This window comes from Shewanella sp. BJSY2023SW005 (assembly GCF_047314585.1).
Classification (GTDB): Bacteria; Pseudomonadota; Gammaproteobacteria; order Enterobacterales; family Shewanellaceae; genus Shewanella; species Shewanella algae.
Window position 1 is genome coordinate 1 of the sequence record NZ_JBKORJ010000012.1, and the last position, 18823, is coordinate 18823.

Consider the following 18823-nt stretch of genomic DNA (forward strand, 5'->3'; position numbering starts at 1 on the left):
CGGAGAGGTGGCCGAGTGGCCGAAGGCGCTCCCCTGCTAAGGGAGTATGGGCTTTATCTCCCATCGAGGGTTCGAATCCCTCCTTCTCCGCCATTCTTTACTATACTCTGAGAGCCAAGCTTTCTGAGTTCCGGATTAAGCGCATGTAGCTCAGCTGGATAGAGTACCTGGCTACGAACCAGGCGGTCGGAGGTTCGACTCCTTCCATGCGCGCCAAATAGCAAAGAAGTAAGACGCCCCGCAATAGCGGGGCGTTTTGCTATCTGTTTCTTACTCGCCTGCAATTTCCTAGCTATCCACCGTGCCCCTTATCAGCAAGCTTGATACAGAGACACAGGCCCACTGAAAGTCCGGGATGTAACAAGTTCTGGATAGAGAACCTATTTTCATCATCAAGTACCATGCTTTGTTCTTCATACCGTCGAAATTCGTACCGCCATTGCTTAAAGCAGAGCCGCTGAGTCGCTTGGTTTCTAGGCAAACTCATCACAGACAGTTTTATCGCTTATGGCGAACACATCCGGGAAAGGCTTTAAAACCATTTGTATTCACAAGTCCCCTATGTTGAAACTTGCCGCCCTTGCCGGTATTCGCGATATCATCTTCCCTTCGTTCTGGTTTGAGTTTTGGTTTTTCATCAAAAATCTTAAATGAATATTTATGAATCATTATTCCCTATGAGGTTTTATTGATTTGTTTTGGTATGACCAATTTACATTGGGGAGGTTTTTTTGTTATAGATTGGTTATCGCTTTTGACCTAAGTCACATGGTTAGGTGCAACTTGGCCTGTTAGGCTAAAACAAGCAGTGATTGAAAATCGCCTTTTTTCGCATATTTACCATTATTGTCCGGCTGGGGTGCCATGTTCTGTCATCTCAGACCAGACTTAGACATGGAAAGGCCTGCCGCGCCATTAACAAAATGAGGAAGATATGATGTCGCTTTCTGAGCAACTCGTGGAAGCTGTGGGGATTATGCTGCTTGGTATGGGGCTGGTTTATCTGTTCTTGGGGCTGCTGATCTTGGGGATCCGGGTATCGGCCCATTATCTGGCACCTAAACCCAGCTTGGAGGATAAGAACCAAACTCAGGAAAGGGCCAAGGCACAATCTGCAGTCGTCGCCCAGGCAGGTGCACCAACGCCGCAACAGTTGGCAGCCATTAGTTGTGCCATTCACCAATACCGCAAACAGGCTTAATTGCCGCAATCTGATGGATAAAAAAGATGAGTAAAGCTTTAGCATTAACCGACGTTGTCCTGCGGGATGCCCACCAGTCATTGTTGGCAACCAGAATGCGTATCGAAGATATGTTGCCGATAGCATCCAAGTTGGACAGTGTCGGCTTTTGGTCCCTGGAGTCCTGGGGCGGTGCAACCTTTGATGCCTGTATCCGTTATCTGGGTGAAGATCCCTGGGAGCGGATCCGGGCGCTGAAACAAGCCATGCGCAACACCCCGCAGCAGATGTTATTGAGAGGGCAAAATCTGCTGGGTTATCGCCATTACAGTGACGACTTGGTGACCCGGTTTGTGGAGCGCGCCCATGACAGCGGGGTCGATGTATTCCGGGTGTTCGATGCCATGAATGATGTGCGCAACTTGCAAGCCGCGCTGAAAGCCGTGATTGATGTTGGCGCTCATGCCCAGGGCACAATTTCTTACACCACAAGCCCCGTACATACACTGCAAACCTGGTTGACCATGGCCAAACAGCTGGAAGATATGGGCTGCCATTCACTCTGTATCAAGGATATGGCCGGTTTGCTCAAGCCGATGGAGGCATTTGAGCTAATAAGCCGCTTGAAGTCGGAAACCGATCTCTTGATCACCATGCAGTGCCATGCCACTACAGGGTTATCAACCGCAACCTATCAAAAGGCGATTGAGGCAGGCATTGATGTGCTGGATACTGCCATCTCTTCCATGAGCCAAACCTATGGTCACAGTGCCACCGAAACCCTGGTTGCCATGGTTGAAGATACCGATAGGGCGACAGGCTATGACTTGACGCTGCTGGAGGAGATTGCTGCCTATTTCCGCGAAGTCAGAAAAAAATATGCCCGTTTTGAAGGGGCACTAAAAGGTATAGATTCACGTATCCTGCGGGCTCAGGTGCCGGGTGGCATGCTGACCAATATGGAAAACCAGCTCAGAGAGCAGGGCGCCGAGGACAAGCTGGATCTGGTGCTCGAGGAGATCCCAAGAGTGCGGGAAGATCTGGGTTTTATTCCTCTGGTGACCCCCACCTCCCAGATTGTCGGTACCCAGGCGGTAATCAATGTGCTGATGGGCGAGCGCTATAAGTCGCTGACCAAGGAGACGGAAGGTGTACTCAAGGGCGAATATGGTGCCACCCCGGCCAAGGTGAACAGTGAATTGCAACAGCGGGTGTTGCAGGGGGCCGAGCCTGTGAGTTGTCGCCCGGCCGATCTGCTCGCGCCTGAGCTTGAACATCTGCGGGCCGAACTGGCCGAAAAAGCGTTGGCACAAGGTTTGAGCCTCAGCGAAGAGCGCGACGATGATGTGCTGACTTATGCGCTGTTCCCGCAAATCGGCCTGCAGTTTATTAAGAACCGTGGCAATCCAGCGGCATTTGAACCCAAGCCAGAATTGGAAGCTCCTCTGTTACAAACAACTCAAACCAAGGCTGCCACCGGTGGGCGTCAGCCGGAGGTTTATACCGTGGATGTGCAGGGCCAGCGCTTTGTGGTGCAGGTCAGTGAGGGCGGTGATATCAGTCAGGTAGCGCCTTTGCCGGTGGCAGAGCCGCAGGCTGCTCCTGTGCAGGCTCCTGCTGTTGCCTCTGGGCCTGAACTGGAGATGAGTGCGCCGCTTTCCGGCAATATCTTCAAGGTACAGGTGGCTGCCGGAGACAGCGTTCGCGCCGGTGATGTCGTTATCATACTCGAGGCGATGAAGATGGAAACTGAGATCCGGGCTCAGGCCGATGGTGTAGTCAGCCGCATCCTGGTCAAGGAAGGTGATGCCGTCAGCGTCGGTACCAAGTTGCTGGCACTGGCCTAAGGAGCGATGATGGACGGTTTACTCGCTTTTTGGTCTGAGACGGGAATAGCGCATTTTACCTGGCCACAGGCCTTGATGATGTTGGTCGGTGCCTTGCTGTTGTATCTGGCAATAATACGCAAGTTTGAGCCTTTGCTGCTGCTTCCCATCGGCTTCGGCGCCATTCTGGCCAATATCCCCAATGCAGGTTTTACCGAGGAAAATGGGCTGCTCTACTATGTTTATCACGTGGGGATAGATACCGGGGTTTTTCCGCTGCTGATCTTTATGGGGGTCGGCGCCATGACAGATTTCGGTGCCCTGATAGCCAACCCCAAGACGCTATTGCTGGGCGCGGCTGCTCAGTTCGGGATTTTTGCCACCCTGATTGGTGCGATAGCCTTGAACCTTGTACCCGGGTTTGAGTTCAGTATGCAAGATGCCGGTGCCATCGCCATCATAGGCGGCGCCGATGGTCCGACGGCCATTTTCCTCGCCTCCAAACTGGCGCCTGATTTGCTGGGAGCCATTGCGGTGGCCGCGTACTCCTACATGGCCTTGGTGCCGCTCATTCAGCCTCCCATCATGCGGGCCTTGACCACGGAAGCCGAGCGGCAGATCAAGATGGAACAGCTGCGGGAAGTCAGCAAGAAGGAGAAGATCATCTTCCCCCTTATGGTGCTGGGAATGACCATATTGTTTTTGCCGACGGCGACCCCCTTGGTGGGCATGTTCTGTCTCGGAAACCTGATGCGCGAATCCGGGGTGGTGGATAGACTTTCCAACACGGCGCAGAACGAACTTATCAATATCGTCACTATCTTCCTCGGATTGGCGGTTGGTTCCAAGCTCTCGGCCGAGCAGTTTCTTCGGGTCGAGACATTGGGGATCTTGCTGCTCGGGGCGGTGGCTTTCAGCATTGGCACCGCTGCCGGGGTCTTGATGGCCAAGCTCATGTGTAAACTCAGTGGTGGCAAGGTCAACCCCTTGATTGGTGCCGCCGGGGTCTCGGCCGTTCCCATGGCCGCCAGGGTGGTGAATAAGGTGGGGCTAGAGGCCAATCAGCAAAACTTCCTGTTGATGCACGCCATGGGCCCCAATGTGGCCGGGGTGCTGGGCAGTGCGGTCGCTGCCGGTATTCTGCTGGCGGTATTGGGGAACTGAGCGCTTTGCGCGCTGAATCGCTGAGAGCCATGACGTTCAAAAATAACCGGCGTAGCCAGTGTGCCGCGCCGGTTATCGGTTTTAAGGTTTGCTGGAGGGCAATCTGCAACGCGCGGGTTTTGGTACACTCTGAGTCGATTCAAGCATTCATTTCAAAGGCTCATATCAAAAGCTTAGGCCGTCAGCCAGATGGCCAGTGACAGCAGGGCAATCAAGGCACCACTGACGCCTATTATCCAAATAAAACCGCGTTTCCCCTGCGCCAAAGGGACATTGTTGAAGTGTAAAAACGCTATCCAGAACAGGGAAAGGATAATAGGTAGAAACAAAAGACGGGCCATGATTGCTCACTATTCAAAGAGATATGGCTTAATCATAGACCGGGGTTCTTCAAGAGTACCAGTCAGATGCTTGAATATTGCTCGCTGCAATTCCTTTATCCGCCAGCACCTGAATTAACATCTGTCTCAGTTTCTTGGCTTGGGCAATGGATTGTTGCACTTGCGGTTGGACATCTTCGAATTTGTCTTTAAAAGGGTCAATGGGCGGCGTAGGCAGTTCCATCACGACAGACTTGCCGGAGCGTTTGATCATGAGTCCTGTGCTTGCATAAGCACCGAAGGCTTGCGTGAGTATATCAAGCTGCTCGGCTGCTCCCAGAAACATGATTTTGACCAGGCTTCCTGCCAATTGATGAACGATGCGGATTTGCTTATTGGGCAGTAGCGGGTAGAAATGCAGCCAGGAATGTCCGGCGGCGCGGTTTTTGGGTGTTTCCGGGTTCAACTCCGGGTGATGTCTTTTCGCAAACTCAAGATAACACCTGGCAAACTCTGTGACTTCGGGGCTAATGCTGGGAAGGTATCCACGTCTTTGCTTGTTGATGCTCTCGGCCATAAGCCGTGCCCGGTACCATGCCCCTTGGGCGACAAAGTACGCCATGAGTTCCTCATAGGCGATGGTTTTATCATAGGGCTCATTGTTGGATGCCAGGTATTTTTGCGGAGCCAACAGACAGGTGCGAAAATCGACCCAATAGCCCTGTTCTATCCCATGTTCGCCGCGGTAGCGATACCTTAACCCTTGTTGCTGTTGTGGCGTTGCATCTATCTTGTTTTCGATAAGAATGGCTTGATGGGAGCCGTCATTGGCCTTGAAAATCACCACGAGATCCGACTCACCGTATTGATTGTGAATGACAGAATGCCAGGCGCCGATAAACTCTACGGAGTGGGGGAATTCATATACCCGGGAAACCAACCAATTGCAGAAGGCCATTGAAGTGTGGCACTCCTCCAGCAACATCAAATCAATATCCCGCTCCTGAACAGATTGAATAAAGTTCAGCTCCTGCATTTATGACTCCTTTCCTTGTCCATTTAAGGGCTGGTTTTAACCCCTGGTTTTGTGGCTTTCTATCGCGATTGTATGATTTAAACTCTTGAGACTTAGCTGGGCAATGACATTGTTTTCTTATATCTTTCAGCGCTAAAAACTATTTATCTTTGAACTTGCCTGGACGGGCCTTTGATTCAGGCAGTATGCAGGAAGGTATCTTATGTGGGAACTCTGGCTGATGTTCAGCGGCGCTTTTTTGGCGGCGACATTGCTGCCTGGAGGCTCGGAAGTCTTGTTGCTGGCTTTGCTGGACAAGCAGCCGGAGATGGCATTGTCGCTGCTGCTTAGCGCCACTATAGGTAACACCTTGGGGGCCTTGAGCAGTTATCTACTTGGGCTATTGGGGCGCAAGGCGGTCACGCCCGAGCAACTCGACAGCGGTCGCCACAAGCATGCGCTGGCGCTGCTCAACCGCTACGGTTATTGGGCCTTGTTACTTTCCTGGGTGCCGCTGATCGGCGATATTCTGTGCCTTTTAGCAGGTTGGATGAAACTTCCTCTTACAAAATCCACTCTGATGATTTTGACAGGCAAGGGCCTGCGCTATTTGATTATTGTGTTGTTGGCTTTAGAGTGGCTGCAATGAGTTATTGGGTTTCAGTCTCTGGTTGAAGGAGTAACGTTTTGAAGAAATGGTTATTGGCGGCGGCAATTTCAGCCGCATTGGCGGGTTGCTCAGTGCAGACCGACACAGGATTGGCTGAGGTTTCCTCGGTACAACTGCCGGCAGGCGTGACTCTCATCGAGTCGGTCACCCCCAAGGCCGGTGAAGTCGGTATCCCTTACAGCAAGTATCGCTTGGCCAACGGCCTGACAGTGATACTGCATCAGGACAATTCTGATCCTCTGGTGCATGTGGATGTAACCTATCATGTGGGCTCGGCCAGAGAGCAGGCGGGGCGCAGTGGTTTTGCCCATCTGTTTGAACATATGATGTTCCAGGGCTCCGAGCATGTGGCTGATGAACAGCATTTCAAGATAGTCACCGAAGCCGGTGGCACCTTGAATGGCACCACCAACACTGATCGCACCAACTATTTCGAAACTGTTCCCAGTAATCAGTTGGAAAAAATGCTTTGGCTGGAGTCGGACCGTATGGGTTACCTGCTCCCGGCCCTGACCGACAAGAAATTTGAAGTGCAGCGGGAAACCGTGAAAAACGAACGGGCCCAGCGTATCGATAACCGTCCTTATGGGCGGATGAATGAACGCTTCAATCAGGCGTTTTATCCCGCCGGTCATCCTTATTCCTGGCCTGTTATCGGTTGGCCCGAGGATCTCGATCGCGCCACGCCCGACGATGTAAGACACTTCTTCCAACGCTGGTACGGCCCCAACAATGCGACCCTGACCATAGGCGGTGATATAGATACCGCGCAGACATTGGCCTGGGTCAGCAAGTACTTTGGCGATATTCCCAAGGGGCCTGAGGTGGCGACCGATGCCAAACCTTTGGTAACGCTGGACAAGAGCCGCTATATCTCGATGGAAGACAATGTCCATCTGCCACTCATCCGTATTGCTTTCCCAACCGTTTATGCCCGTCACCAGGATGAGGCCGCGCTGGATCTGCTGGCCAATATTCTCGGCGGCGGCAAGACCTCGCTGGTTTACAAGAATCTGGTGAAAGATGGTTATGCGGTGCAGGCCGGGGTCAGTCATCCTTGCCAGGAGCTGGCCTGTCAAATGTCCATCTACGCCTTGGCCAATCCGGCCAAGGGCGGAGCACTGGCGCCGATAGAGGCCAAGATCCGCGAATCGATTGCCGAATTTGAACAGCGGGGCGTCACAAATGAAGATCTGCAGAAGGTCAAGGTGCAGTTCCGCGCCGACAGTATCTTCTCGCTGCAGAGTGTGTCGGGCAAGGTGTCCAACCTGGCCTATAACCAGACATTCGCCGGTGATCCCAATCAGATAGCCAAAGATTTGGCCCGCTATGATGCTGTGACCAAAGAAGATGTGATGCGGGTATTCAAGCGCTACATCAAGGATAAACCCAGCGTGGTGATGAGTGTGGTGCCCATGGGCGCCAAGGCGCTGGTGGCCAAGGCCGATAACTTTACCCCGCCTGAACCAAGGGTTGCCGCCAACGCCGTTGCCGGGTTGCAGCAGGCCGTAAGTGCCAACAGCAGTTTCGATCGCAGTAAGATCCCCGCTGCCGGCAAGGCGCCCTCCATGCAGGTGCCCAAGCTTTGGTCTGCCCAACTGAACAACGGTATCAGTGTCATGGGCACTGAAAGCCATGAAACGCCTACTACCGAGCTGGTCATCTACCTCAACGGCGGTCACAGACTGGTGCCGGTGGAAAAGGCCGGGCTCGCCGGTTTGACGGCGGCCATGCTCAATGAGTCCAGCGCCAAACGCAGCAGTGAAGAACTAGCCCAGGCGCTGGAGCTGCTGGGATCTTCCGTGGTGTTCGACAGCAGCGGCTATCAAAGCAGCATCCGGATCTCGGCCTTGACCGAAAACCTGGATAAGACCCTGGCAATAGTCGAAGAAAGGCTGTTTGAGCCAGGCTTCAAGGAAACCGATTTCGAGCGGGTAAAACAGCAGCAGTTGCAAAGCCTGCAACATCTGGCCTCGGATCCCAACTATCTGGCCGAAGAGGGTTTCAGCAAGTTGCTGTTTGGCAGCCAAACCAGTCTCGGTGTCAATGATAACGGTACGCTTGAGAGTGTCAGCCAACTGACGCTCGATGATATCAAGGCTTTCTATAAGGAGCAGTATCGCGCCGGCAACGCCCAACTGGTGGCGGTAACCGATCTGCCCCGCGATCAGCTAATCGGCAAGCTAAAAGGATTGGAGCCTTGGGGCGGCCAGGCTGTGTCTCTGCCGACCTTGGGTGAGATGCCCGAGGGTAAACCCGGTGTGGTGTTCCTTATCGATAAGCCGGGAGCGGCCCAGTCGGTTATCAGCATAGGCAAGCGCGCCCTGCCTTACGATGCCACGGGCGACTTCTTCAAGGCTTACCTGATGAACTATCCCTTGGGCGGCGCCTTCAACAGCCGCATCAACCTTAATCTCAGGGAAGACAAGGGCTACACCTATGGTGCCCGCAGCTTCTTCAGTGGTGGTATTGAGCAGGGGTACTTCAAGGCGGGCGCCAGCGTTCGCAGTGATGTCACCGCCAAGGCGCTGGCCGAGTTTATCAAGGAGCTCAAGGCTTATCATGATAAGGGGATGACGACACAAGAGCTTAGCTTTATGCGGGCCTCAATTTCGCAGGGTAAAGCACTGGATTATGAAACGCCTTACCAAAAGGCCGGCTTTATCCGAATGATCCAGAAGTACGGTCTGAGCGATGATTTTACTGCCCGTCAGGATGAGATTATCAACCAAACCAGTATTGATACGCTAAATGAACTGGCTAAAGAGTGGTTGGATCCTGCCAGCATGCAAATATTGGTGGTCGGGGATAAAAATCTTATCGAGCCCGGGATTAAGGCAATGGGTTATTCAGTGATCAATCTGCCCTTGTAAAACGGCCACTTTGACCCCATATTGATCTTAACCGCGGCGGGTTACGACTCGCTTGCCACTATGCAAGGCGGTGATGCTTCAAGGAGCATCACCGCCTGTCTCTTTTAAATTACACTTGCCTGAAAGGCCGCTTAGGCTTTATTTTGGGCAGCAGTCACACAGAGCAGTCCTGTGCCTTTTGGTGATGAATCACCAAGAGATGAAAGCGGAGCAGGTATGCCCGGGTCTATTGGCCAGATAAAGGCCTAGGCCGCCAAGCAGAGAAAAAGAATTTGAAGTCATTTACCGAATCTGTCGCAATGCTCAAAGGAGCCGAAGGACGCGCCGCACTCAAGGATATGCGCCGTGGGATTGAGCGAGAAGCCTTGAGAATTGATGCCAGCGGGCACCTGGCTATGGATGGTCATCCCAAAACCTTGGGCTCGGCCCTGACCCACTCGAGGATCACTACCGATTACAGTGAGGCGTTGCTCGAGTTCATAACGCCTGTTACCCACAGCATAGATGAGCTGCTGACCGGTCTCACCGAGACTCATGCCTTTACCCTCAATCAGCTTAAAGGACAAAAGCTTTGGCCCGTGAGCATGCCTTGTTATGTTGGCGACGAGAAGGATATTCCCATCGCCCAATACGGCAGCTCCAACTCAGGGCGGATGAAGACCCTCTATCGCAAGGGCCTGACCTACAGATACGGCGCTTTGATGCAGATCATCTCAGGAGTGCACTTTAACTTCTCGGTTTCTGACGAGCTTTGGGATCTGCTCTATGCCCAGAGCGACAAGTCGGTTTCCCGCTGTGACTTTATCTCCGAGCGCTACTTTGGCCTTATCCGCAACTACCGCCGCTTGGTGTGGGTGTTGCCTTATCTGTTTGGCGCTTCACCGGCGCTGTGCGGCTCTTTCATCAAAGAGCAGCAGACAGAACTGGATTTTGAAAAGATGGGCCGCGGCACCCTGTATCTGCCTTGGGCCACCTCACTGAGAATGAGTGACCTGGGTTACACCAACAAGGAGCAGGAGCGGCTCAGTATCAGCTATAACTCGCTGGCGGATTATCTCAAGGGGATCCGCGCCGCCATCAAGATGCCTTCGGACAACTTTGCCAACATAGGGGTGAAGGTTGATGGCGAATATCGCCAGCTCAACGCCAATGTGTTGCAGATAGAAAATGAGTTTTATGCCCCCATTCGCGCCAAGCGGGTGACCCGCAGCGGTGAAAAGCCTTCCGAGGCACTGGCACGCGCCGGGGTGGAATATATCGAAGTGCGGGCGTTGGATGTAAACCCCTTCAGTGCCATAGGCATAGAGGCCTCTCAGGTGCGCTTCCTGGATCTGTTCCTGCTTCATTGTTTGTTGAGTCCATCGGCGACGACCGATAGCACAGGTGAGCAGGAGATAGCTGCCAACCTCAAGGCCGTGGTGTTGGAAGGGCGTAAGCCCGGCTTAATGCTGAGCCAAAATGGCGAGCCTGTGGCGCGTGAGCAGTGGATGCTGGCACTGTTTGCCGAGCTGCAGCAGTTGGCCACGCTGCTCGATGGAAAGGATGATGACCAGTATCAGCTGGCACTGGCCAAGTGGCATCAAGCCGTTATCGACCCGAATGAGACGCTGTCAGGGCAGGTGATGAAGACTCTGGCAGACAAGGGGCTGGATCACGGCGCCTGGGTGATGGCATTGGCGAAAGAGTATCAGCAGCAGCTGCTGAATTATCCGCTGAGTGCCGCAGCGCTGGCTTCCTTTGAAGCCGAAGCCCAGGCCTCAATCGAGAGTCAGTTGCAGATGGAAGCCGCTGATCGTTTGAATTTTGATGATTTTCTGGTTCAGTACTTTGCCGATGAACCAGCCAAGGAAGCAGTCAGTCAGTGAAGTCTTTGTTGTTAATCTCGGCCGCAGCCCTGTTGCTATCGGCCTGCGCCAGTGCTCCCGAGCCCGGGCGCGAATGTGGTACGGTTTCAGGTTATCTGGAGCCGGATCGGGAGCAGCAGTTTTATCGCTTGGTGGTCACCCATCTCGATGGCCAACCCGTGATTTCCAAACCCAACTATCAGTTGCCACCGGGTGAACACAGCTTTACCGTCTCTGAGCTGATAGATTCACCTGAGCTCAAAGTGCGATTGTCGGCCCGCACGCCCAAGGAGCTGAAGTTGCTGGTGGAAGCCGGGCAACGTTATCACCTGGCGGCCAAGTTCAATACCGACAGGCGCTATACCGGCAAGGATACCGGTTACTGGGAACCTGTGGTCTGGCAGCAGGAAGTTCATGAATGCGAGCTGCCGGAGCCGCAATAAAGCTCACTTTTTCAGAGGCTCAGGTTGCATTTGATGTTTGACTCGGGCGACACTGAGTCCAAGTTCAACCAAAGGCCTGGCCTTTGAAAGCCGTGAGATTTTCGTGAAGCGACAGTTTCTATCCAAATTTGCCCCGGCGCTTGCTGTTTCCGCCTCCCTGTTTTTGGGTGGCTGCGCCACTTCACCTCCCAAAGAGCCCGACAATATCTGTTCCATCTTCAAAGAGCACAGATCTTGGTACAACGCTGCCAAGGATGCCCGTGAAAAGTGGGGCGTTCCCGTGCATGTGCCCTTGGCCATGATGTATCAGGAGAGCTCCTTCAAGCATAATGCGGCGCCACCTATGGAGTATTTCTTGTGGATCATTCCCATAGGACGCGCCAGTGATGCTTATGGTTATGCCCAGGCCAAGACCATGACCTGGGATGATTATGTGCGTGAGACCGGCAACAGCTGGGCCAGTCGCAGCGATTTTGATGATGCAATGGATTTTATGGGCTGGTTTATCTACAAGAGCCATAAGATCAATGGTGTGTCCAAGTGGGATGCCCGCAACCAGTATCTCAATTATCACGAAGGCTGGGGCGGCTACAAACGCGGCAGTTACCGCAGCAAGGCCTGGTTGGTAAGGGTGGCCGACAAGGTGGACAATCGTTCCCGCCGTTATGCGGCGCAATATAATCAGTGCAAGGAAGACCTGGACGCCTCTTGGCTCTGGCGTTTGTTCTTTGGCTAGGGAAGGGGAAACTAAGCTGTTCCTCGGTAAAAGCGCACCCTTAAGGTGCGCTTTTTGGGTTCTCTACAGATGAGCCAGCCGTTTTATCAGCCGTGGTGTTCTGTCTTTATCAGCTTGCCGAACTGGTCGTAGAAGTTCCAGTCGCCGGATTCACGATTGCTGATATAGCTGCCTTCGGTACGCTTCTCGCCATTGGTCCAGAAAGTCTGCCACAGCCCCTCTTTTCTGTCCCTGAGGAAGGTGCCTTTCTCGGCCAGCTTGCCGTTGTTGTGGAAGTAACTGGCTTCACCCTCTTTCTGGCCCTTGACCCACTGCTCATGGCTCTGTGGTTTGCCATTTTGGAAGTACTGGCTCAGTTTGCCATCGAGTTTTCCCTGCCAGTAGTTGGCCTGCTGTTTTAACTGGCCGTTACTGTAGTACTGCTCAGATTTGCCGTGCAGTACATCGTCCTTGAATTCCTGACTGGCGGCGAGCATGCCATCTTCAAACCAGCTTTGCCACTGGCCGGTTTTGGCCCCTTTTAACAACTCACCGGCCAGTTTCTGCTGCCCATTGTCGACATAGTATTCGCTATAGCTGCCGGTCTTATCGCCATTGTCATAGGTTTCCTTGCGATAAAGGATGCCCTTGAAGCTGTAGTGCTCGCGTGCACCATGTAACTTACCCTGTTGCCACAGGCTCTTGATCCTGATATTGCCTTCTGGGATGGTGCCGAAGGTAGGATCGTCCTCTTCGTAGCGGTAGTCTATCCAGGTACCTGTCTTCTTATTGTCCAGGTATTCCCCAGTAACCCGGCGGCGGCCATGGTAATACTCGGCATATTTGCCATTGAGTTTGCCTTTGACAAAGGTCTGCTCCCGGCTCTTGACCCCTTCGCGATACTGAATCCAGAGCCCGTCCTTGTCGCCGTTGAGATATGCGCCTTCCTCATTGGGATCGCCGTTGGCGTACCAGCGCTTGAAGGCACCATCGAGCGGATAACGATAATCCTTGGCGGCCTTGTCTTTGGCATAGTGGGCCAACTCCCTGGGCTTGCCATTGTCGTAGAAGCTCTCATATTTGCCGACCCACTTGCCTTCAATGACATCGCCCTGCTCCTGCACAGTGCCATCTTCAAAGTAGCGGATGGATTTTCCGGTTTGCTTGTCGTGCTGGTATTGGTTCAGGCTGCGTTTTTTACCGTTCGGGAAGTAACGGATAAAGTCGCCGTGACGCTCACCCTGCTGCCATTGGCTGGACTCCTGCAGGACGCCGGCGCTGAAACGCTGATGCAACCCATCCAGCAAGCCCATGGCAAACTGGGACTTTTCTAGGGGCTTGCCGTCGATATCGAAACGCTCATACTTGCCATGGCGGGGATATTGACCGTTGTCGCTCAATTGGCTGTCGTGGAAGGATTCCAGCTCAGCCAACTGGCCATTGGGGTGAAAACGCTTCTGTACACCGGTTTGCAGGCCGTTTTTGTAGTGCTGCTCTATGACCAGTTTGCCTTCACTGTTGAAGTACTCCTGGGTGCCATCTCTTTCGCCGTCACTGAAATGCTCATTGCCCAGCAGTATCCCTTTGTCGTCAAACGTCTGACATTGGCCCTGGCGCTTACCCGCGCGGTAAGCACATTTGACTGCCAGTTCGCCGCTTGGGTGATATTTCAGGCTTTCGCCGTCCCGCTCGCCGGCACTGAAGCTTATCTCACTCTCTTTGCTGCCATCATCAAAAAAGCTCTGCCAGACGCCCTGACGTTGGCCATTGGCATCGAATTTGCCCTTGACCTTGATAACCCCCTGGGCGTTTTGCTCCAGATAGTCGCCTGACAGTTGGTTGTTGGCGTATTGCTGGCTTTGGGCCAGGGTGCCGTTTTCATAGAAGCTCTGCCACTGACCATGGCGCAGGTTGTCGGTATAGGTTTCGCTGGCCTTGAGTTTACCACTGGCGTAGAAACGCTTGACCTGCTCTTTGTTACCGTCGCGGTAGAAGACGCTTTCACTGAGACGGCCTTTAGTGTCGAAGGTTTGCCATTCCCCTTCCGGCACGCCCTTGTTGAACACCTGCAATTCGCTCATCTGGCCGCTGATGTCATACATGCGCCAACTGCCATTTTGATAGCCCTGGAAATATTGGCCCTCAATCAATTTGGCATTGTTGGAGTGAAATACCTGCCAGCGCCCATTGGGCAAGCCCTGGGAGAACTCCGCCAGGGTATAGCCTTGATTGTCCCGGACGATGGATATTTCACCATTGAGGGGCATGCCACTGGCCAGATTGTAATAATGGGGGATACCATCCTGCTGGCGAACTTCCACCATTAAGGAAGAGAGGTTTTGTGCCGCCTGCGCCTGTTGCAGCACGGGTAGAGTGCTTGCGGCCAGCGCCGCCATAATTATGAGCTGTTTGTGCATCGGTTCTCCTTGTCACCTACTGCAGCAATCCCGTCATTGGGAGCCAGGTTTCTTTATTCGTGCCCACCCTTGCGGGCTCTTTTCTGCCGGTACATCTGGCTGTCTGCCAGTTTCAGGCTGTACTCCATATCGCCGTTGAAAGGCGCGATGCCGGCACTGAAATAAACAGCAACCTCATCGGCAGCAAGTCTGGCCTCGGCCTGCTGTAAACGTTCTCTGAGCCAGCTTTCACTGCCGTAGCAGAGCAGCACAAATTCGTCGCCGCCAAATCGGCTCACCAGGGCCGGTGGCGGGCAGCTGCGTTTCAGCTCGGTTGCCAGACGCTTGAGGGCAAAGTCACCGGCACCGTGCCCCAGGTTGTCGTTGATCTTTTTCAGGTTATCCATATCCAGCAGCACCAGCATGCTTTCCAGCTTGGTCTTGGGCTGCCATTTTTGCGCCTGTTCTTCAAAATACTTGCGATTGGCCAGTCCGGTCAGGCAGTCAAAATTAGCCAACTGGTGGATCTGGCGGGACTTTTGATACAGGGCAATGGCATTGGCAGCTTCACGGGTCAAAATAGCCACCAGATCCCTGTCATAGGTGCTGAAACAGGCCAGCAGTGAGCTATCGAGGTTGAGCATGGCATAGAGCTGACCATCGATATGGATTGGGCTGGACAGGGTGGCCCGAATGGGAATGCTGGCGGCACTCAGCAGCAGGGCCTGTTCTTCGGCGCTCAGGCTACTCTGGGCGTTGATTTTGCGCATATCGTTGACCACGACTACCCGGTTGCAGCGGCCATCGGTCAACCTGTATTCGAAAGACTGCTCCAGGGTCATATTCAGCTGTTGCAGCTTGGCCAGATCCAGCCCGAGTGCAGATTCAAAATGCAGCTTATTGCTGCCGGGTTCCACCAGTATGATGGAGCCCATTTCGGCGCCATCAACCATGGCGACTGCCTTGCCGAGCAGGGCGTTGAGAAAGGCATGTTCGGTTTCGTATTGACTGGAAAGGTGCACTAATTCGAAGGTGGCTTCGTTGATCCCCAGCACCTGCTCCAGGTGTTGCCACAGTCGGCCCAATCGCCCTTGATGGACAAAATAGCCCAGGCTGTAGGCCAGGAAATAGATGATAGAAACCCCGCCCCACTGCAGCCAGGGAAGCTCACCGGCCGGGCTGGTGACCCAGAACAGTAAGGCTATCAGCAGCAGAGGCAGTAACAGAAGCAGCAGATGATAGCGCAGATCCAATGTGTCTATCTTCTGCTTTCTGAGTCCGTTCTGATCCAACAAATCCTGAGAATCCTAAAGTTATACCTTGAATCAAGGTCAGAGGTGAGCGAGGGTGCCCGCCCGTTTGTCAGCCAAACTCCGCCAGTATCCACATAAGTGGCGCCTGATATTGCGCCGGCATCCACTGCTGAAGCCTGGCAATGCTGTCGGCCAACGCGTTTTTATCCAGTACCGACAGGTTCAGGTGGCCTACCTTGCGGCCGGGGCGCACCTCTTTGTCGTACCAGAATAGCTCGGCATTGGCCAGGCTCAGCCAACGGTCGTCCTTATCTATGCCTATCAGGTTGACCATCACACATTGGAAGTTAACCTGAGGCGTCATCAGTGGCAAATCGCACAGGGCCCGCAGGTGCAACTGGAACTGATCCATATGGGTGCCTGCCTGAGTCCAGTGCCCTGAGTTGTGCACTCTGGGCGCCAGCTCATTGACCAGCAGGTGATCGCCCACCCGGAAACATTCCATCGCCATCACCCCCACATACTCAAGCTCATGCATTATGCTGCTGAGCATAGTCTCGGCCTCGGCCTGCAGTGGCTGCAGACGCGCCAGGGGGGCTATTGATGCCATCAGAATGCCATCCTGATGCAGATTGAGTGTCAAGGGATAAAAGAAGCACTCGCCGCTGCGGCTGCGAACCCCAACCAGAGACACCTCTTCATCGAAGGGGATCGCCTGTTCGGCAATCGCTTGATTGCGCCAATCGGCCGGGATAGTGGTCGACTCGGCTTGTTTCAGCCAGTGCTGACCCTTGCCATCATAGCCGCCGGTGCGGCGTTTCAGTAGAACTCTTTCACCATATTTGTGATAAAGATCATTGGCTTGGGTGTTATCGTCCAGCAGTTCCCAAGGCGCAGTGGCCACCTTGAGCTGATCCAGCAGGGATTTTTGGGTGTATCTGTCGGCGAGGCGGCCAAATACCGGGCCATTGATGAAATGACAGTGCTGCGACAACTGCAGGCTCAGAGGGGACTCCGGCCACTGCTCACGCTCGGCGGTAATAATATCTGTGTCTGTCAGCGGCAACTTTTCATCGCTTGGTGCCATGATATCCACGGGGCGGACATCTATGGCCAGCGGTTGGCCGGCATGACGCAACATGGCACCCAGTTGGCCATCGCCCAGTACCCAAACTCTCTTGTCAGCCATCTCAGTCTTCCCTCGGATCCGGATTATCGAGTACCGCGCGGGTTTGAGCTTCGCGGAAGGCTTCAAGGCGCTCGGCCAGTTGAGAGTCCTGAGTTGCCAGCATCTGGCAGGCCAGCAGCCCGGCGTTGAATGCCCCGGCTGTACCTATGGCCAGCGTTCCCACGGCAATACCCTTGGGCATCTGCACTATCGACAACAGGCTGTCCATGCCGCTGAGAGCCTTGCTTTGTACCGGCACGCCCAGTACTGGCAAGCGGGTCTTGGAAGCTATCATACCCGGCAGGTGAGCGGCACCGCCGGCACCACCTATGATGACCTTGTATCCTTTGTCTGCTGCTGATGCGGCAAATTCCATCAATTTGTCTGGGGTTCTATGGGCCGAAACCACTTCGACATGGTAAGGCACCTTGAGAGAATCCATGATCTCTGCGGCCGCTTCCATGGTGGGCCAATCACTCTTGGAACCCATTACAACAGCAACGAGGGCTTGCATGATAACTCCTTAACTACTGATTTTATTTATAATATTTTGCCTGTTTCCAGGTCGGGTACAGTAACGGAAGGTGCAAACCAGTCCCATGCGTGCTCTGCGTTGGCTTACAGACCTGGATGCAAGGCGTGGTTCGCAGCTTCCTTAACCCGGCGTTGTTCCCAAGGCCGGGCGATAATGGCTGCAGATAATATCATGACAGGACGGCGCGCGCTGCCCTTGAACACTGTGTTTCGGACAAAAATCAGCCCGAGTAAAAGATGCGATAGAGGCGGCCTTGGGCATCATCGGCTATCAGCAAGGAACCATCCGGTAACTGCAGCACATCGGCGGGGCGTCCGGATACGGTTTCGCCCTTGAGCCAGCCTTCGGCAAACACCTGAGGTTCACCGGCCTTGCCCTGTTTTAACGGCACGAAACGCACTCGATATCCCACCTTGCTGGACCGGTTCCAGGAGCCGTGCTCGGCAATAAAAATGCCGCCGTGATAGGCCTTGGGGAAGCTGTCGCCGCGATAGAAGGTCATCCCCAGCGCCGCTACATGGGCGCCCAGCTTGACTTCAGGAGGGCTGAAATCGGCAGGCTGCTTACCTTTGCCGAATTCAGGATCCAGGGTATCCCCTTGATGAACGTAGGGATAACCAAAATGTTGGCCGCGCTGACTCAAATGATTGAGTTCATCGGCTGGCATATCGTCTCCCATCATGTCGCGGCCATTGTCGGTAAACCACAGCTGGCCACTGACAGGGTCGAAGTCGAAACCGACACTGTTGCGCACACCGGCGGCTTCGAGCCTTGGTTGTTTGCTTTGGAGATCCAGGCTGATTATTTTGCTGTAGTCGCTGCCGGCATCACAGATATTGCAAGGCGCGCCTATGGGTATATACAGGCGACCGTCGGCGGCAAACTTGAGGTATTTCCAGCCGTGATGCTTATCTGTGGGTAAGTCATCATAAAAGATTCGATAACTCGGGGAAGCACTCTGGCTCAGCTGCTGCTCGATATTGTCAAAGGCGAGAATTTGGCTCACGGCGCCCACATAGAGAGTCTGGTCCCGAAAGGCTAGCCCGGAAGGCATATTGAGCCCGGAGGCGATCACTTTGACCTTGTCGTGGCGGCCATCGGCATCTGTATCGATTGCCGCATAGACTTTACCTTCGCCGCGACTGCCGATAAAGAGTGTGCCCTGGCTGCCAAGCGCCATCTGGCGGGCATTGGCGACATTATCCAGATAGACTTCTATCTCAAAGCCCTGGGGCAGGCGGATATCCTTCAGTTCCGATGGCGCTGAATTTTCAGCAAGTGCAGAGCCACTCACAATAGCTGCCAGCAAAGCCGCCATAGAGAGAGCCGCTGCAAGCGAAATAGCGCGGTGCAGCGGGCGCAGTGAAACGGATGAATGCTTAGACATAAGGCCTCCTTGCAGTTGGGCATATCAGTATGAC

The 18823-nt window shown here is 53.8% G+C and carries 15 protein-coding genes and 2 tRNA genes; 10 read left to right on the forward strand and 7 right to left on the reverse strand.

Annotated features, from left to right (window positions below):
* Nucleotide 1 precedes the first annotated feature (1 nt).
* The 5 genes from ACMHXI_RS01460 (at nucleotide 2) to ACMHXI_RS01480 (ending at nucleotide 4170) form a co-directional block, all read left to right on the forward strand.
* Nucleotides 2-93 (forward strand) — tRNA-Ser (locus ACMHXI_RS01460).
* Between the two features lie 46 nt (nucleotides 94-139).
* A tRNA-Arg gene (locus ACMHXI_RS01465) sits at nucleotides 140-216 on the forward strand.
* Between the two features lie 718 nt (nucleotides 217-934).
* Complete coding sequence (locus ACMHXI_RS01470) at nucleotides 935-1201, forward strand: OadG family transporter subunit (RefSeq protein ID WP_096142730.1); 267 nt, start codon at nucleotides 935-937, stop codon at nucleotides 1199-1201.
* Between the two features lie 26 nt (nucleotides 1202-1227).
* Nucleotides 1228-3027 carry a sodium-extruding oxaloacetate decarboxylase subunit alpha gene (gene oadA, locus ACMHXI_RS01475; protein ID WP_208184916.1) on the forward strand — a complete coding sequence of 600 codons (1800 nt, stop codon included), beginning with the start codon at nucleotides 1228-1230 and terminating at the stop codon, nucleotides 3025-3027.
* Between the two features lie 9 nt (nucleotides 3028-3036).
* A complete protein-coding gene (locus ACMHXI_RS01480; RefSeq protein ID WP_208129509.1) occupies nucleotides 3037-4170 on the forward strand; it encodes a sodium ion-translocating decarboxylase subunit beta in 1134 nt (377 codons plus the stop codon).
* Between the two features lie 173 nt (nucleotides 4171-4343).
* On the opposite strand, the gene ACMHXI_RS01485 is transcribed toward ACMHXI_RS01480, so the two are convergent.
* Nucleotides 4344-4511, reverse strand: a complete 168-nt coding sequence (locus ACMHXI_RS01485) for a hypothetical protein (protein ID WP_025010950.1) — start codon at nucleotides 4509-4511, stop codon at nucleotides 4344-4346.
* A gap of 49 nt (nucleotides 4512-4560) precedes the next feature.
* The gene (locus ACMHXI_RS01490; RefSeq protein WP_174840027.1) at nucleotides 4561-5526 is read right to left on the reverse strand and encodes a PD-(D/E)XK nuclease superfamily protein; all 966 of its coding nucleotides are present in this window, start codon (nucleotides 5524-5526) and stop codon (nucleotides 4561-4563) included.
* 202 nt (nucleotides 5527-5728) lie between these two features.
* On the opposite strand from ACMHXI_RS01490, the gene ACMHXI_RS01495 reads away from it, so the two are divergent.
* The 5 genes from ACMHXI_RS01495 to ACMHXI_RS01515 all read left to right on the forward strand — a co-directional run bounded on the left by ACMHXI_RS01495 (nucleotide 5729) and on the right by ACMHXI_RS01515 (nucleotide 12071).
* Nucleotides 5729-6154 (forward strand): YqaA family protein, encoded by a 426-nt coding sequence (locus ACMHXI_RS01495; protein ID WP_025888301.1) that lies wholly within the window; start codon nucleotides 5729-5731, stop codon nucleotides 6152-6154.
* Nucleotides 6155-6192: 38 nt separating this feature from the next.
* A complete protein-coding gene (locus ACMHXI_RS01500) occupies nucleotides 6193-9048 on the forward strand; it encodes a M16 family metallopeptidase (RefSeq protein ID WP_208184915.1) in 2856 nt (951 codons plus the stop codon).
* Between the two features lie 299 nt (nucleotides 9049-9347).
* Nucleotides 9348-10913: a glutamate--cysteine ligase gene (gene gshA, locus ACMHXI_RS01505; RefSeq protein WP_083390399.1), complete on the forward strand. Its 1566-nt coding sequence runs from the start codon at nucleotides 9348-9350 to the stop codon at nucleotides 10911-10913.
* The gene (locus ACMHXI_RS01510) at nucleotides 10910-11335 is read left to right on the forward strand and encodes a hypothetical protein (protein WP_044734843.1); all 426 of its coding nucleotides are present in this window, start codon (nucleotides 10910-10912) and stop codon (nucleotides 11333-11335) included. Before gshA ends, ACMHXI_RS01510 begins: the two co-directional genes overlap by 4 nt.
* Nucleotides 11336-11438: 103 nt before the next feature.
* Entirely contained in the window at nucleotides 11439-12071 is a 633-nt protein-coding gene (locus ACMHXI_RS01515; protein WP_028781530.1) for a hypothetical protein, read from the forward strand.
* 86 nt (nucleotides 12072-12157) lie between these two features.
* Here the strand turns inward: ACMHXI_RS01515 and ACMHXI_RS01520 are convergent, their stop codons facing one another.
* The 5 genes from ACMHXI_RS01520 to ACMHXI_RS01540 all read right to left on the reverse strand — a co-directional run bounded on the left by ACMHXI_RS01520 (nucleotide 12158) and on the right by ACMHXI_RS01540 (nucleotide 18789).
* Entirely contained in the window at nucleotides 12158-14467 is a 2310-nt protein-coding gene (locus ACMHXI_RS01520; RefSeq protein ID WP_208184914.1) for a toxin-antitoxin system YwqK family antitoxin, read from the reverse strand.
* A 53-nt stretch (nucleotides 14468-14520) separates the two neighbouring features.
* Complete coding sequence (locus tag ACMHXI_RS01525; protein ID WP_107005318.1) at nucleotides 14521-15741, reverse strand: sensor domain-containing diguanylate cyclase; 1221 nt, start codon at nucleotides 15739-15741, stop codon at nucleotides 14521-14523.
* A 67-nt stretch (nucleotides 15742-15808) separates the two neighbouring features.
* Entirely contained in the window at nucleotides 15809-16888 is a 1080-nt protein-coding gene (gene purK, locus ACMHXI_RS01530) for a 5-(carboxyamino)imidazole ribonucleotide synthase (RefSeq protein WP_071239233.1), read from the reverse strand.
* 1 nt (nucleotide 16889) lies between these two features.
* Nucleotides 16890-17381 carry a 5-(carboxyamino)imidazole ribonucleotide mutase gene (gene purE, locus ACMHXI_RS01535; protein WP_025010942.1) on the reverse strand — a complete coding sequence of 164 codons (492 nt, stop codon included), beginning with the start codon at nucleotides 17379-17381 and terminating at the stop codon, nucleotides 16890-16892.
* Nucleotides 17382-17622: 241 nt separating this feature from the next.
* Complete coding sequence (locus ACMHXI_RS01540; RefSeq protein WP_243880757.1) at nucleotides 17623-18789, reverse strand: PQQ-dependent sugar dehydrogenase; 1167 nt, start codon at nucleotides 18787-18789, stop codon at nucleotides 17623-17625.
* Nucleotides 18790-18823 lie beyond the last annotated feature (34 nt).